Annotated in this window: 10 protein-coding genes; 3 read left to right on the top strand and 7 right to left on the bottom strand. The window is 73.6% G+C overall.

The window, feature by feature from the left end; genetic code table 11:
* Nucleotides 1–11: 11 nt before the first annotated feature.
* Together AB0K34_RS17385 and AB0K34_RS17390 are read right to left on the bottom strand one after the other, a co-directional pair.
* A complete protein-coding gene (locus AB0K34_RS17385) occupies nt 12–2,126 on the bottom strand; it encodes a hypothetical protein (RefSeq protein ID WP_364549655.1) in 2,115 nt (704 codons plus the stop codon).
* A 58-nt stretch (nt 2,127–2,184) separates the two neighbouring features.
* Nucleotides 2,185–3,618: a sigma 54-interacting transcriptional regulator gene (locus AB0K34_RS17390; RefSeq protein WP_301177672.1), complete on the bottom strand. Its 1,434-nt coding sequence runs from the start codon at nt 3,616–3,618 to the stop codon at nt 2,185–2,187.
* A 243-nt stretch (nt 3,619–3,861) separates the two neighbouring features.
* Here AB0K34_RS17390 and AB0K34_RS17395 point away from each other — a divergent pair, with 243 nt between their 5' ends.
* From AB0K34_RS17395 to ilvA, 3 genes are read left to right on the top strand one after another with little or no spacing between them, the layout of a single operon-like run.
* The gene (locus tag AB0K34_RS17395) at nt 3,862–5,064 is read left to right on the top strand and encodes an FIST N-terminal domain-containing protein (RefSeq protein ID WP_364549657.1); all 1,203 of its coding nucleotides are present in this window, start codon (nt 3,862–3,864) and stop codon (nt 5,062–5,064) included.
* Nucleotides 5,061–6,011: an ROK family protein gene (locus AB0K34_RS17400; RefSeq protein WP_138637922.1), complete on the top strand. Its 951-nt coding sequence runs from the start codon at nt 5,061–5,063 to the stop codon at nt 6,009–6,011. The genes AB0K34_RS17395 and AB0K34_RS17400 overlap by 4 nt, the downstream gene beginning before the upstream one ends.
* 26 nt (nt 6,012–6,037) lie before the next feature.
* On the top strand, nt 6,038–7,261 hold the full coding sequence (gene ilvA / locus AB0K34_RS17405) for a threonine ammonia-lyase (protein WP_301178003.1): 1,224 nt from the start codon (nt 6,038–6,040) through the stop codon (nt 7,259–7,261).
* 33 nt (nt 7,262–7,294) lie between these two features.
* On the opposite strand, the gene AB0K34_RS17410 is transcribed toward ilvA, so the two are convergent.
* The 5 genes from AB0K34_RS17410 to hppD all read right to left on the bottom strand — a co-directional run bounded on the left by AB0K34_RS17410 (nt 7,295) and on the right by hppD (nt 13,583).
* Nucleotides 7,295–8,719, bottom strand: coding sequence for a M1 family metallopeptidase (locus AB0K34_RS17410; RefSeq protein WP_364549660.1), 1,425 nt, complete (start codon nt 8,717–8,719; stop codon nt 7,295–7,297).
* Between the two features lie 134 nt (nt 8,720–8,853).
* Nucleotides 8,854–10,464, bottom strand: coding sequence for a M1 family metallopeptidase (locus tag AB0K34_RS17415; protein WP_364549662.1), 1,611 nt, complete (start codon nt 10,462–10,464; stop codon nt 8,854–8,856).
* A 61-nt stretch (nt 10,465–10,525) separates the two neighbouring features.
* On the bottom strand, nt 10,526–11,446 hold the full coding sequence (locus tag AB0K34_RS17420) for an RDD family protein (RefSeq protein WP_364549664.1): 921 nt from the start codon (nt 11,444–11,446) through the stop codon (nt 10,526–10,528).
* 77 nt (nt 11,447–11,523) lie between these two features.
* On the bottom strand, nt 11,524–12,138 hold the full coding sequence (locus AB0K34_RS17425; protein WP_364549666.1) for an RDD family protein: 615 nt from the start codon (nt 12,136–12,138) through the stop codon (nt 11,524–11,526).
* A gap of 353 nt (nt 12,139–12,491) precedes the next feature.
* Nucleotides 12,492–13,583 (bottom strand): 4-hydroxyphenylpyruvate dioxygenase, encoded by a 1,092-nt coding sequence (gene hppD, locus AB0K34_RS17430; protein WP_171069040.1) that lies wholly within the window; start codon nt 13,581–13,583, stop codon nt 12,492–12,494.
* Nucleotides 13,584–13,646 lie beyond the last annotated feature (63 nt).

The raw sequence follows: 13,646 nt of genomic DNA on the forward strand, positions 1-13,646 counted from the left end.
CCTGCCCGCGGTCAGCGGCGGCCCCGCCGCACCCGGAGGTAGTCGCTGACGACGTACTCGCCGAGCCGGTCGGCGTCGGGCGCGAACACCCGGCCGCCGTTGCGCCGCGCGACCTCCTCCACGAACGACACGAGCCGCCGGTCCTCGGCGAGCATGAAGAAGTTCATGCCGGCGCCGCGCCGGGTCATCTTGTCGACCTCGGCGAGGGTGAGGACGAGCGTGTCGGTGGACGGCGGGTAGTCGAACAGCGAGCTGCCGTCCGGGCGCAGGTGCGCGGTCGGCTCCCCGTCGGTGACGACGAGCACGATCGGCTCGAAGTCGGGGTGCCGGTCCAGATGCCGTCCCGCGATCATCAGCGCGTGGTGCAGGTTCGTGCCCTGCACCATGTCCCAGTCGAGGCCGGCCATCTCCTCGGGGTGCAGCACCCGCGCGTAGTTGGAGAACCCGATGATCTGGATCGCGTCCTGCGGGAACTTGCTGGTCACGAGCGTGTGCAGGGCGAGCGTGGTCTGCTTGGCGACCGCCCACGTGCCGCGCAGCACCATCGAGTACGACAGGTCGACCAGCAGGCAGACCGCCGCGCCGGTGCGCCGCTCGGTCTCGTGCACCTCGAAGTCGTCAACGCCCAGCCGGACCCCGTTCGGCCGCGGGCCCGCGCCGATGCCCGCGCCGGCGCCGGTGATCTCGGCGACGTCGGCGGTGCCCGGTTCGACCAGGCCCGGCTCGGCGGTGCCCGGCTCGGCGGGGCCCGGCTCGACGACCCGCGCCGTCGCCGCCGGACGCGTCACGAGGCCCGTGCCGCCCTCCATGGCGCTGCGCCGGATCGCGTTGCTCACCGTCCGGACGACGTCGAGGGGCTGCTCGTCGCCGAACCGCCACTCCCGGCTCGCCCCGGTCAGCTCGCCCGCCTGGCCCGCGTCGCGCTGGTCGTGGTCGCCCGGCCGGCCCGAGGCGAGCTGGGAGAACACCCGGCGCAGCGCGGTCTCGCCGAGCCGCCGCACCGCCTTCGGGGTGAGCTCCAGCTTGCCGCGGTTGCGGCGCAGGTAGCCCTGCCGCTCCAGCTCCTTCTCGATGCGGCGCAGCGCGTCCAGGTCGTCGACGGCCTGCCGGCCGAGCGCCCGCCGGACGGCGTCCTCGTCGATGTCGTCGAGCCGGGCGCCGGGGTAGTCCTGGCCGAGCGCCGCCTCCAGCTCGCTCAGGTCGGCCAGCTCCGCGAGCGCGGTGGTGGCGTCGCCCATCCCGAGCGGGTCGTCGCCGGTCATCTGCTCGGGCCGCCCCCAGCCGAGGTCGGGGCGGCGGGTGCGCAGCGCGTCGCCGAGCCGGGCCATCTCCATGGCGAGGCCCGCGTCCTGCATGGCCTGCTCCATCAGCCCGCCCAGCTCGGCGCGCTGCTCGGGGCTGAGGGAGGCGAGCAGCCGGTCCATCGCGGCGGCGCGGCGGGCGAGGGAGTCGACCAGCTCCTCCAGGTCGCGCGGCTCGTCGGGGAACATGTCCCCGTACCGCTCCATGAAGCGGTCGAAGTCCTCCTGGGTGTGCTCGCCGCGGGCGTCGCGGTCGAGCATCCCGTTGAGCTCGGCCATCATGTCCTTGACCCGCTGCATGGCGGCCGGGTCCTGGTTCTCCAGGGCCTGCTTCATGCCCTGGAACTGCGCGTCCAGCACCTCGCGGCGCAGCAGGTCCTTCAGCTGCTCGAAGGTGCGGCGGGCCGCGTCGGACCGCCAGTCGTAGTCCGACAGCCGGCGGATCGCCTGCGCGGTGTCGGACGGCAGCGTGTCCAGCTCCGCCTCGCGCAGCCGCGCCTCGTCGCCCGGGTCGGGGAACAGCTCGGCCCGCTCCTGGCCGATCGCGGTGTCGAGCAGCGCGCGCGCCTGCTCCAGGGTGCCGTCGAGGCGGCCCCGGTCGCGCAGCGCGCGGCGCCGCTCCCGCACCTGGCGGAGCAGGTCGTCGAGCCCGCGGCGGTTCCGCGCGCCCGGCAGGCCGCGCCGCAGCAGCTCGCGCAGCGCGTCGTCGGCCCGGGTGCCCTCCAGGACCGAGTCGCCCAGCGCGTCCAGGGCGTCGCGGACGTCGTAGGGCGGGGCGAGCGGGTCGGGCCCGTCCTCGTAGGCCCCGTAGCGATATCGGCTCATCGATGTTCCTTACGCGTGGAGACCGGCTGAGCGGACGACCGGGTCGAGGGGCTCGGGGTCAGGTGCGGTAGGTGGCCGTCCCGTCGGGCCGGCCCTCGGCGACGTCCTTGGACAGCCGGCGGGTGAGGAACAGCCCCTCCAGGGCGAACTCCAGCGCGGCCGCGGCCTGCCCGGGGGACTCCCCGCTGAGGCCGAGCCGCTCCATGATCTTGGCGAGGCCGGGGACCTGGCCGACGCGGCGCAGCAGCTCCGCCGCCGGCACCAGCTCGCCCGACTCGACGCGCTCGCCGGAGTCGAACTTGTCGAGCAGGCCGGTCAGGTCGGCGGCGCCGAGCGTGCGCCGGTAGGTCTCGGCGATCGCGCGGCGCAGCAGGTGCTCCAGCACCTCCTGCTCGCGGCCCTCCTCGCTGACCTCGAACTCGACCTTGCCCATCAGCGACGGGACGACCGCGGGCAGGTCGCAGACCCGCGCGACGGCGTGCTCCTCGCCGGTGAGCGCGGCGCGGCGCACCGCGCCCGCCGCGACGGTCTCCGCGCCCGCGAGCGCGAACCGGGCCGACACGCCGGACCGCGCGTCCACCGCCGTCGACTCCCGGACGAGCCGGGTGAACCGGCCGATCACCTCGATCAGGTGGTCGGGCACCTCGGCGGGCAGCCCGGCGAGGTCGGCGAAGTCGGACTCCTGCCGGATCAGCGCGAGCTCGGCGTCCAGTTCGAGGGGGTAGTGGGTGCGGATCTCGGCGCCGAAGCGGTCCTTCAGCGGGGTGATGATGCGGCCCCGGTTGGTGTAGTCCTCGGGGTTGGCGGACGCGACGAGCAGCACGTCCAGCGGCAGCCGCAGCGCGTAGCCGCGGATCTGGACGTCGCGCTCCTCCAGCACGTTGAGCAGCGCGACCTGGATGCGCTCGGCGAGGTCGGGCAGCTCGTTGATGGAGAAGACGCCGCGGTTGGTGCGCGGGACGAGCCCGAAGTGCACGGTCTCGGGGTCGCCGAGGGTGCGGCCCTCGGCGACCTTGATCGGGTCGACGTCGCCGATGAGGTCGCCGACGCTGGTGTCGGGGGTGGCGAGCTTCTCGCCGTAGCGGTCGTCGCGGTGCAGCCACCCGACCGGGAGCTCGTCGCCGAGGTCGGCGGCGAGCCGGCGGCAGCGCACGCACACCGGCGCGTACGGGTGGTCGTTGATCTCGCAGCCGGCCACCACCGGGGTCCACTCGTCCAGCAGCCCGGCCAGGGTGCGGATCAGCCGCGTCTTGCCCTGGCCGCGCTCGCCCAGCAGGACCAGGTCGTGCCCGGCGAGCAGGGCGCGCTCCAGGTGGGGGAGGACGGTGTCGTCGAACCCCAGGATGCCCGGGAAGCGCGGCTCGCCGGATCGCAGCCGGTCGAGGAGGTTGCGGCGGATCTCGGCCTTCACGGAGAGCTGGACGTGGCCGCCGGCGCGCAGCTCGCCCAGTGTTGTCCCAGAGGGAGTGGTTTCACGGGTGGATGGACGCACGAGATCGACACTACGTCGCGGTCGCCGGGACTCGCACCCTCGGCCCGCGGATTCCCGCCGGACCGCGGATCGGCCTGCGGATCCGCCCGGAATCCTCCCGGAAGGGCCTGGAATGCGGCCGAGGGCGAGCCTGGGGAATCGTCCCGCCATGCCCGTCCCGCCGGTGTTTGGGTGGACGGCGCGCCGCGGGGGACACTGGGAGTGTGAACGGAGCCGGTGAATGCGGTGAGGGAGGCGGCGCCGATGGCGCGATTCGGTGATGGCCTGGCCCTCGGACCCGATCTGTCCAGTGCCGCCGCGTCGGCGGTCGAGCAGGCGCTCGCCCCGCTGAGCGCGGCGCCCGACCTGGTGTGCGTGTTCGTCACCGGGGACGACCCGGACGAGATCGAGGCGGCGGTCGTGGCCGCGGAGCAGGCGGCGGGGCCGACGATGCTGCTCGGGTGCAGCGCGTCCGGGGTGATCGGCGCCGGGCGCGGGGTGGAGGAGCGCGGCGCGGTGAGCGCCTGGGCGGCGGTGCTGCCGGGCGCCCGGCTCGACGCGTTCCGCCTGGAGACCCTCAAGGCCGACGACCGCCTCGTGGTGGTCGGGATGCCCGAGGGCCAGGACGACGACGTGGTCGGCGTCCTGCTGGCCGACCCCTACAGCTTCCCGGTGGACGCGTTCGTCGAGCGCTCCGACGAGGCGCTGCCGGGCCTGCCGCTGGTCGGCGGGCTCGCCGAGGGCGGCGGCCCCGGCGACGGCGGGCAGGGCGACGCGCGGCTGTTCGTCGGCGGCGAGGTCTACCGGGACGGCGCGGTCGGCGTGGTGATCGGCGGGTCCGTCGCCGCCGCGACCGTGGTCAGCCAGGGCGCCCGCCCGATCGGGCCCGACATGGTGGTGACCAAGGCCGAGGAGAACGTCCTCTACGAGCTGGCGGGCGTGCCCGCGCTGGAGAAGCTGGAGCAGATCGTCCTCGGGCTGCCGGAGGAGGAGCAGGAGCTCGCCGGGCGCGGGCTGCTGATCGGCGTCGCGATGGACGAGTACGCCGACGAGCACGAGCACGGCGACTTCCTCGTCCGCGGCGTGGTGGGCGCCGACCCCGACAGCGGCGCCATCGCGATCGGCGACGTGGTCGACGTGGGCCGCACCGTCCGGTTCCAGGTCCGGGACGCGGGCGCCGCCGAGGAGGACCTCGCCGCGCTGCTCGAACGGTTCGACCTGGCGCCGGTCGAGGGCGCGCTGCTGTTCTCCTGCAACGGGCGCGGGCAGGCGATGTTCCCCGACTCCGACCACGACGCGAAGGTCCTCGACCGCGCGTTCGGCCCGGCCGGGGTGGGCGGCTTCTTCGCCGCCGGCGAGATCGGCCCGGTCTCGGGGCGCAACCACGTGCACGGGTTCACCGCGTCGATCCTGGCGTTCGGCCGCGCCGGGGACCGGCTGGGCGACCGGGTGGAGGACGCCCGATGACCGCGGGCCCCGTGCTCGCGGTCGACATCGGCGGGACGAAGCTCGCCGCCGCCCTCGTCGACCCGGACGGGCGGGTCGCCGCCCACGACCGCGCCCCGACCCCGAACGCGCCCGGCGTGGACGGCGAGGAGCTGTGGCGGGCGCTGGACGCCCTGCTCGGCAAGCTCGTCGCCGGCGCCGGGAACCCGCCGCTCGCGGGCGTCGGCGTCGGCTGCGGCGGCCCGATGACCTGGCCCGCCGCCGAGGTGTCCCCGCTGAACATCCCGGCGTGGCGGGGGTTCCCGCTGCGCGAGCGGCTGCGCGCCCGCCATCCGGGGCTGCCCGTCCGCGTCCACAACGACGCGATCTGCGTGGCGGTCGGGGAGCACTGGCTCGGCGCCGGGCGCGGGCACGGCAACGTCCTCGGGATGGTGGTGTCCACGGGCGTCGGCGGCGGGCTGATCCTGGACGGCCACCTCGTCGACGGCGCCAGCGGCAACGCCGGGCATATCGGCCATGTCGTCGTCGAGCCGGACGGGCCGCCGTGCGCCTGCGGCGGCCGCGGCTGCCTGGAGGCGATCGCGCGCGGCCCCGGGCTGGTCGCGTGGGCGCGGGAGCAGGGGTGGCGGCCCGGCGACGGCGCCGCCACCGGCGTGGAGCTGGCCGCCGACGCGCGCCGCGGCGACCCGGTCGCCGGGTCGGCGATGCGGCGCGCCGGGCGCGCCATCGGGATCGCGCTCGCGTCCGCGACGCACCTGTGCGACCTGGAGGTCGCCGCGATCGGCGGCGGCCTCTCGCAGGCCGGGCCGCTGCTGTTCGACCCGATGCGGGCGGCGTTCGCGGCGCACGCCCGGATGGAGTTCGCGACCCGCGCCCGGATCGTCCCGGCGGCGCTCGGCCAGACCGCGGGGCTCGTCGGCGCCGCCGCGCTGATCCACGAGCAAGATCGTTACTGGAGTGCGGACTGAGGGGCGGGGGGTGCGAGGATCGGACCATGACCTCCGTCAGCGTCGACGACGTCCGTGCCGCCCGCGAGCTGCTGCGCGCGGTGGCCGTCCCCACCCCCCTCATCCCCTCCCGGGTCCTGTCGGAGCAGCTCGGCGGCCCCGTCATGCTCAAGTGCGAGAACCTGCAGCGCACCGGCTCGTTCAAGATCCGCGGCGCGTACGTGCGGATCGCCCGGCTCAGCGAGGCCGAGCGGGCCGGCGGCGTCGTGGCGGCGAGCGCCGGCAACCACGCGCAGGGCGTCGCGCTCGCCGCGTCCATGCTCGGCTGCAAGGCCACCGTGTTCATGCCGACCGGCGCCCCGCTCCCCAAGATCGCCGCGACCCGGGGCTACGGCGCCGAGGTCGTGTTCCCCGGCCCGACCGTCGACGACTGCCTCATCGCCGCGCAGAAGTACGCCGACGAGTGCGGCGCGGTGTTCATCCACCCGTTCGACCATCCCGACGTCGTCGCCGGGCAGGGCACGATCGGGCTGGAGATCATGGAGCAGTGCCCGGCCGCCCGGACCATCGTGGCGCCGGTGGGCGGCGGGGGCCTGCTGTCCGGCATCGCCGCGGCGGCCAAGGGCGTGCTGAAGGAGGCCGGCGGCCGGGAGGTCAAGATCCTCGGCGCGCAGGCCAAGCGCGCGGCGGCGTTCCCGCCCTCGCTCGCCGCCGGCAAGCCCGTCCAGGTCGAGATCGAGCCGACCATGGCGGACGGGATCGCCGTCGGCCGCCCGGGCGACCTCACCTACGACCTGTTCACCGGCCTCGTGGACGCCGTCGTCACCGTGACCGAGGAGTCGATCTCGCAGGCGCTGCTGCTCTGCCTCGAACGCGCCAAGCAGGTCGTCGAGCCGGCCGGCGCGGCGGGCGTCGCCGCGATGCTGGAGCACATGTACGCGTTCGAGCCGCCGGTCGTGGTGCTGCTGTCCGGCGGCAACATCGACCCGCTGCTGCTGTCGAAGGTGCTGCGGCACGGCCTCGCCGGCGCCGGGCGGTACCTCGTCGTCCGCTGCCGGCTCAAGGACCGCCCCGGCGCCCTCGTGACGCTGCTGAGCGAACTCGCCGAGCTGGGCGTCAACGTCCTGGACGTGATGCACGAGCGCGTCGCCGCCCGGCTGCACGTCGAGGAGGCCGAGGTGCTCATGCACCTGGAGACGCGAGGGGCCGACCACTCCGAAGACGTGATCGGCCGCCTGCGCGAGAAGGGCTACACGCTCACCCTGAGCTGAGCCCGGACGGTGCCCGGCTCACACGGGCCCGGCTCACAGGGCCGGCTTGCCCTCGGAGTAGAGCCACGCCTTGGCCCAGCCGTCCAGGTTCTCTCCGGACAGCCGCGCGGCGAAGCGGACGAAGTCCGCCGTGGAGGCGTTGCCGTCCCGGTGGGCGGCGGGCCACGCCTTCAGCAGCCGGAAGAAGTCGCCGTCGCCGATGGTCGTGCGCAGCACGTGCACCGCCATCGCCCCGCGGTCGTAGACGAGCCCGTCGAAGATGTGGTCGCGGCCCGGGTCGGCGACCCTGCCCTTCCACAGGCCGTCGTCCGCCGGGGTTGCGTACACGCCGTCGAAGCTCTTCTGGATCGGCACGCCGTCGGCGTGCTCGGACCACATCCACTCGGCGTAGGTGGCGAAGCCCTCGTTCAGCCAGATGTCGGCCCACTTCGCCGGGGACACCGAGTCGCCGAACCACTGGTGGCCCAGCTCGTGCGCGAGGAGGGTGCCGCTCGGGATGCTCCCGGGCCGGCGCCCCAGGTCGTACACGGGGCGGCCCTGCGTCTCCAGCGCGTAGCCGACGCCGGCCTTCACCACGATCCCGCCCGTGGAGGTGAACGGGTAGCGCCCGTAGACCGACGCCTGGAAGTCGGTGACCTGGGCGGTCTGGTCGTGGAACTTCTTCGCGTCCGCCGGCTTGATCGCCATGGCCTGGTCGGTGGCCGTCAGGTTCGGGATGCCCGACCCCGTCCGGCCCTTGAGCACGTCGTACCTGCCGATCGCGAGCATGGACAGCTCGCTCGCCATCGGGTTGCGGACGTCCCAGCGGGTGGTCGTCCAGCCGCCCTTGGCCCAGGTGCCGCGCAGGTCGCCGTTGGCGAGCGTGGTGAGGCCCTTGGGCGCCGACAGGGTGAAGGTGTACGTCGCCTTGTCGGTCGGGTGGTCGTTCACCGGGAAGACGGTGGCGGCGCCGAACGGCTGGTTCAGCATGACCGCGCCGTCGGGCGTCGGCACCCAGCCGGACGTGCCCAGCGTCGCGTCGTCGATCGTCTGCGGGACGCCCGAGTACGCGACCGTCACGGTGAAGTGGCGGTGCTTGCGCAGCCCCTTGGGCGGCGTGATGACCAGCTCCTGCGCGCCGGTGCGCGTGTAGGACGCCTTGCGCCCGTCCACCGTCAGCGACGAGATCTTCAGCGGGCCGAGGAAGTCCAGGTCGAACCGGGACAGGTTCTGCGTCGCCTTCGCCTTGATCTTCGTGACGGCCTGGATCCCCTTCGTGGCGGGGTCGTACTTCAGCCCGATGTCGTAGTGGGCGACGTCGTAGCCGCCGTTGCCCATGTCCGGGAAGTAGGGGTCGCCGGCCCCGGGCGCGCCCGGGGTGAAGCGCGCGGCGGCGGCGCCCGCGGGCGCCGCGGTCACCGCGAGGCTCGCGGCGACGCCCAGCGACACGGCGGCCAGGGCTCGTGGAGTTCTGCTCATCGACCTCGTCCTCGGTTACCTCGGTAAGCCGTCACTACCGTGATCAAGACTTTCTCGCGAGGTGGGCCGGGGCAAGCGCGATTTGGTATCGAATTCGCCTGATCATGGCCGATCCCGTGGCCGGGACCGGCCGTTCACTTCGCCGGGCGGCCCTTCTTGTACAGCCAGTCGTCGAAGAACGCGTCGAGCTTCTTGCCCGAGACCCGGTTCGCCAGCGCGACGAACTGCTTCGTCGTCCCGCTGGAGTGGGCCCGCTCCTTCGTCCAGGTCTGCAGGATCTTGTAGAAGACGTCCTCGCCGACCCGGTTCCGCAGCGCGACCAGCGCCATGCCGCCCCGGTCGTACACCGAGCGGCCGAACATCTGCTTGCGGCCGGGGTTCCCCGGCGGGACGTTCCACAGCTCCTGCCCGCCGATGCCCTCGTAGGCCTCGTCGAAGTGCTCCTGGACGGTCTGGCCGCCGGTCTTCTCGTCCCACAGCCACTCGGCGTAGGTCGCGAAGCCCTCGTTCAGCCAGATGTCCTGCCAGCGGGTGAGGCTGACGCTGTCGCCGAACCACTGGTGCGCCAGCTCGTGCGCGACGATCGTCGGCTGCAGCCCGAACGCCCCGTACACCGGGCGGGTCTGCGTCTCCAGCGCGAAGCCGACCTCGGCGTTGTCGATCAGGCCGCCGGTGGAGGAGAACGGGTAGGGGCCGAAGAGCCTCGACCACTCCTCGGTGATGTCGCCGTTCAGCTTGTGGAACTGGTCGATGCTGACGCCGGGCAGCGTCGGGTCGACCGCGGTGATGACCGGGATCCCGCTCGGCGTCTTGCCCGTCCGCACCGCGAACCGGCCGACGTCCACGGTCGCGAGGTAGGTGGCCATCGGCTTGTTCACGCGCCACTTCGACGTCGTCATCGCGCGCTTGGCCGTGCCGTGCCAGGCGACCGGGTCGATCCCCGGACCGCCGTCGCCGGGGCCGCCCGAGCCGGGGCCGCCGCCCGGCGGCACGCCGGGCGCCGTGGGGGCACCCGGCGCACCGGGCGTCCCGTCCGTGCCGGTGACCGGCGACTCGGGCTCGCCGTTGGCGATCGCCGTCAGCCCCTGCGGCACCGTGATCTCGAAGTCGAAGGTGGCCTTGTCGCTCGGATGGTCGTTGCTCGGGAACCAGGTGTGCGCGCCGCTCGGCTGGCACGCCACGAACACGCCGTCCCGGGTGCGGATCCAGCCGTAGGTGCCGAGCACCGGGTCGTTCGTCGGCTCCGGGGTGCCCGAGTACTCGACGACCGCGGTGAACTCCGCGCCCTTCGCCAGCGGCTTCGCCGGGGTGATCTCCAGCTCCTCGCCGCCGCGCTGGTGCCGCGCGGCCGCCCCGTTCACCTTGATGGACGCGACGTCCAGGCCGGTGAGGTCGAGGTTGAAGCGGGCGAGGCGCTCGGTCGCGGTCGCGGTGATCGTCGCGGTGCCGGCGAGCTGCTTCGGCCCGTCCGGGGTGATGGTGAGCTTCAGCCCGTAGTGCTTGACGTCGTACCCGCCGTTGCCGTCGCCCGGCACGTAGGCGTCGCCCGCGGTCGTCGGGCCCGCCGGCCCGGTCACCGCGCCCGTCGGCGAACCGCCCGGCCCGCCGGGGTCGTCGCCGCCGAGGGAGCCCTGGCAGGCTGCGGTCAGCGACGCCGCGACGGCGAGGGCGGCCAGTCCCGCGGCGCCGCGGACGGCCCGCGACCCGTGAGGGCGGGGACTGGGGGAGTTTCCGGCCGTATGCACGCGCCCAGCCTGCCCGTAGCGAAGCCCGCCGGGCAACTCGGACGCCCGCCCCGGACCCCGGTCAGCGGAAGTCGTAGGGGTTGGGCGCGTGCGGTTCGGCCTTGACGACGACGGTCTGCGCCACCTTGCAGTGCAGCGCCTGCTTGCGCTGGTCGAACAGGATCCACAGGATGTCGATGAGGCCGATGCAGCCGCAGATGCCGCCGAGCACGCTGTAGAACGCCGAGCGCCCGACGGCCTGGCCGGTGGTGATCGCCTGCCCGTCGTCGGCGCGGACGACGCGGATCCGCAGCAGCATCTTGCCGAGCGTCTGCCCCCACTTGGCGTGCATCAGCCAGAAGTAGAGGAACGCGAGCACGACGCTGACGGCGTTCGTCCCGACCTGGGCGCCGTTGTAGAAGGACGAGCCGGGCTCGGGGTCGACGACGCGGTCCCAGTCGATGAACGGGATGGAGACGAGCCCCGCCACGATCCCGATGATGATGAGGTCGAGGATGCCGGCGCCGAGCCGCGCCCACCGGCTCGCCAGCTCGGCCGGGGCCCCGTAGCCGCCCCCGCCGTACCCCGGCACGCTCCCGTACCCGGCCTGGCCCCCGTAGGGCTGCTGCCCGTAGGACGGCTGGCCATAGGGCTGCTGCCCGTACTGCTGCTGCTCGCCGTAGGGCTGCCGGCCCGGCTGGCCCTGCTGCCCGTAGCCCTGTTGTTGGCCGTAACCCTGCTGCCCGTAGCCCTGTTGGCCGTAACCCTGCTGGCCATAGCCCTGCTGCTGGCCGTAGCCCGGCTGCTCCCAGCCCGGCTGCTCTCCCTGGCCCTGCTGCTCTCCGTACGGTCGCTGCCCCTCCGGGGGCTGCTCGCCGTACCGCGGGAGGCCGCCGTAGGGACCCCCTTCGTACGGTCCCGGCCGTCCGGGCTCCTCGTGCCCCTGCGGCCGGTCGTCCTCCGGCTCTCCCCCGGACGCGGGGTCTCTCGGCGGTTGCGTCATGTCGTCAGCGTGGCCACGCGACCGCCGTCCAAACATCGTCGCGTCCGGGAGCGCCCGAAACGTTCACCTTCAGATGATCAAAACTTGCCGGGCGGCCGCGCGTACGGGTTCGGCGTCCACGGCGTCGCCTTCGTGACCATCGTCCCGGCGACCTTGTCGTGCACGGCCTGCCGCCGCTCGTCCCACAGGATCCAGGCGTTGTCGAGCAGGCCGACGAGGCCGAGGATGCCCGCCGCCGGCGTCAGGAAGTTGAGCACCAGCGTGACGATCGCGATGGCGTAGACGAAGCCCTGCCGGGCGAACGCCTGGCCCCAGGTGATCGCGGAGCGGTCGGACGCCTGCACGACCCTGATGCCGAACGCCTTCTTGCCGAGCGTCTGGCCCCACTTCACGTGCAGGACGGTGTAGTACGCGAAGCCCACCACGAAGACGACCGCGTACCCGGCCAGCAGCACCGGGATGTTGTAGAGGTCCATCGGGTTCGTGATCGGCTCGCCGGAGTCGATGGACTCCTGCATCTTGTCCCAGCGGATGGCGGCCAGGGCGGCGGGCATCGCGAGGATGCCGAGCAGGATGCTGTCCAGGATCCCCGCGCCGAGCCGCGCGAGGCGTCCGGCGAGCTGCTCCTGGGGGCCGCCGGGGACGCCGTAGCCGGGCAGGGGCGGCGCCTGCGGCAGCGGCCCGCCGGGCACGCCCTGGCCGTAGCCGGGCTGGGGCGGGCCGTAGCCGGGTGCGGGGCGCGCCGCCGGGCGGTGCGAAGCCGCCCGCCGGGGGAGGCGGGGCCGCGCCGGGCTGGGTGCCGTACGTGCCCTGGTAGGGCGGCGGACGCTCGGGGGACGGGGGCGCTTCCGGAGCCTGCGCGTCCGGTGCGCCCTGCGCGGGTGTCTCCTCGTCCGGGGGCCGGGGGTTCTGTGGTGGTTCGCTCATGGCCCCACAGTGTGCCTGCTGGTGGTCACGTCCAGGACACCGGAAAGCCCGGGCCGGCCCCGTCCGCTCTCCCGGAGCGGGCGGAACCGGCCCGGACCCCCAGAGTCCGGAGCGGGCCTCACAGGTTGCCGCGGCGCTCCTGCTCCCGCTCGATCGCCTCGAACAGGGCCTTGAAGTTGCCCTTGCCGAACCCGAGCGAGCCGTGCCGCTCGATCAGCTCGAAGAAGACGGTCGGACGGTCCTGGACGGGCTTGGTGAAGATCTGCAGCAGGTAGCCGTCCTCGTCCCTGTCCACCAGGATGCGGCGCTTCTGCAGCTCCTCGATCGGCACCCGCACCTCGCCGATCCGCTCGCGCAGCGCGGGGTCCTCGTAGTAGGAGTCCGGGCTCTCCAGGAACTCCACGCCGGCGGCGCGCATCCGGTCGACCGACGCGAGGATGTCGTTGGTGGCGAGCGCGATGTGCTGCACGCCCGGCCCTCCGTAGAACTCCAGGTACTCGTCGATCTGCGACTTGCGCTTGCTCTCCGCCGGCTCGTTCAGCGGGAACTTCACCTTGCGGCTGCCGTCCGCGACGACCTTGGACATCAGCGCCGAGTACTCGGTCGCGATGTCGTCGCCGACGAACTCGGCCATGTCGGTGAAGCCCATGACGCGGTGGTAGTAGTCGGCCCACTCGTCCATGCGCTCGACGTTGCCGACGCAGTGGTCGACGGCCTGGAAGAAGCGCTTCTCCGGCGGCGCGACGATCGGGTCGGCGGCGGCGAACCCGGGCAGGTAGGGGCCGGTGTAGTTGGAGCGGTCGACCAGCGAGTGCCGGGTCTCGCCGTACGTGGCGATCGCCGCGATCGTCACCTTGCCGTGCTCGTCCGCGAGGACGTGCGGCTCCTCCAGCCCGGTGGCGCCCTTGGCGAGCGCGTGCCGGTAGGCGTGCTCGACGTCGGGCACCTCGATCGCGAGGTCGACGATCCCGTCGCCGTGCGCGGCGATGTGCCGGCCGATCTCCGTGCCCGCCTTCACCGGGCCGCGGAACACGAACCGGGCGCTGCCGGACTCCAGCACGTGCACCGCCTCGTCGGGGCTGCCGTTCTCCGGGCCGCGGTAGGCGACCCGGCGCATCCCGAACGCGGTCGAGTAGTAGTGGGCGGCCTGTTTGGCGTTGCCGACGGCGAAGACGACGGCGTCCATACCCTTGACCGGAAACTCATCCATGCCCACTAATCTCGGCATACGACTACAAGGTGCGCAAGAGTGGTGCGAATCACTGGACAATCT

The organism is Actinomadura sp. NPDC049382, assembly GCF_040677125.1.
GTDB lineage: Bacteria > Actinomycetota > Actinomycetes > Streptosporangiales > Streptosporangiaceae > Spirillospora > Spirillospora geliboluensis.

Bases quoted from the DNA above. Each gene is read 5' to 3' on its own strand.
- AB0K34_RS17410 (WP_364549660.1), bottom strand. From the start codon at position 8,719: ATGAGCAGAACTCCACGAGCCCTGGCCGCCGTGTCGCTGGGCGTCGCC.
- AB0K34_RS17395 (WP_364549657.1), top strand. From the start codon at position 3,862: ATGGCGCGATTCGGTGATGGCCTGGCCCTCGGACCCGATCTGTCCAGT.
- ilvA (WP_301178003.1), top strand. From the start codon at position 6,038: ATGACCTCCGTCAGCGTCGACGACGTCCGTGCCGCCCGCGAGCTGCTG.
- AB0K34_RS17420 (WP_364549664.1), bottom strand. From the start codon at position 11,446: ATGACGCAACCGCCGAGAGACCCCGCGTCCGGGGGAGAGCCGGAGGAC.
- hppD (WP_171069040.1), bottom strand. From the start codon at position 13,583: ATGGATGAGTTTCCGGTCAAGGGTATGGACGCCGTCGTCTTCGCCGTC.
- AB0K34_RS17400 (WP_138637922.1), top strand. From the start codon at position 5,061: ATGACCGCGGGCCCCGTGCTCGCGGTCGACATCGGCGGGACGAAGCTC.
- AB0K34_RS17385 (WP_364549655.1), bottom strand. From the start codon at position 2,126: ATGAGCCGATATCGCTACGGGGCCTACGAGGACGGGCCCGACCCGCTC.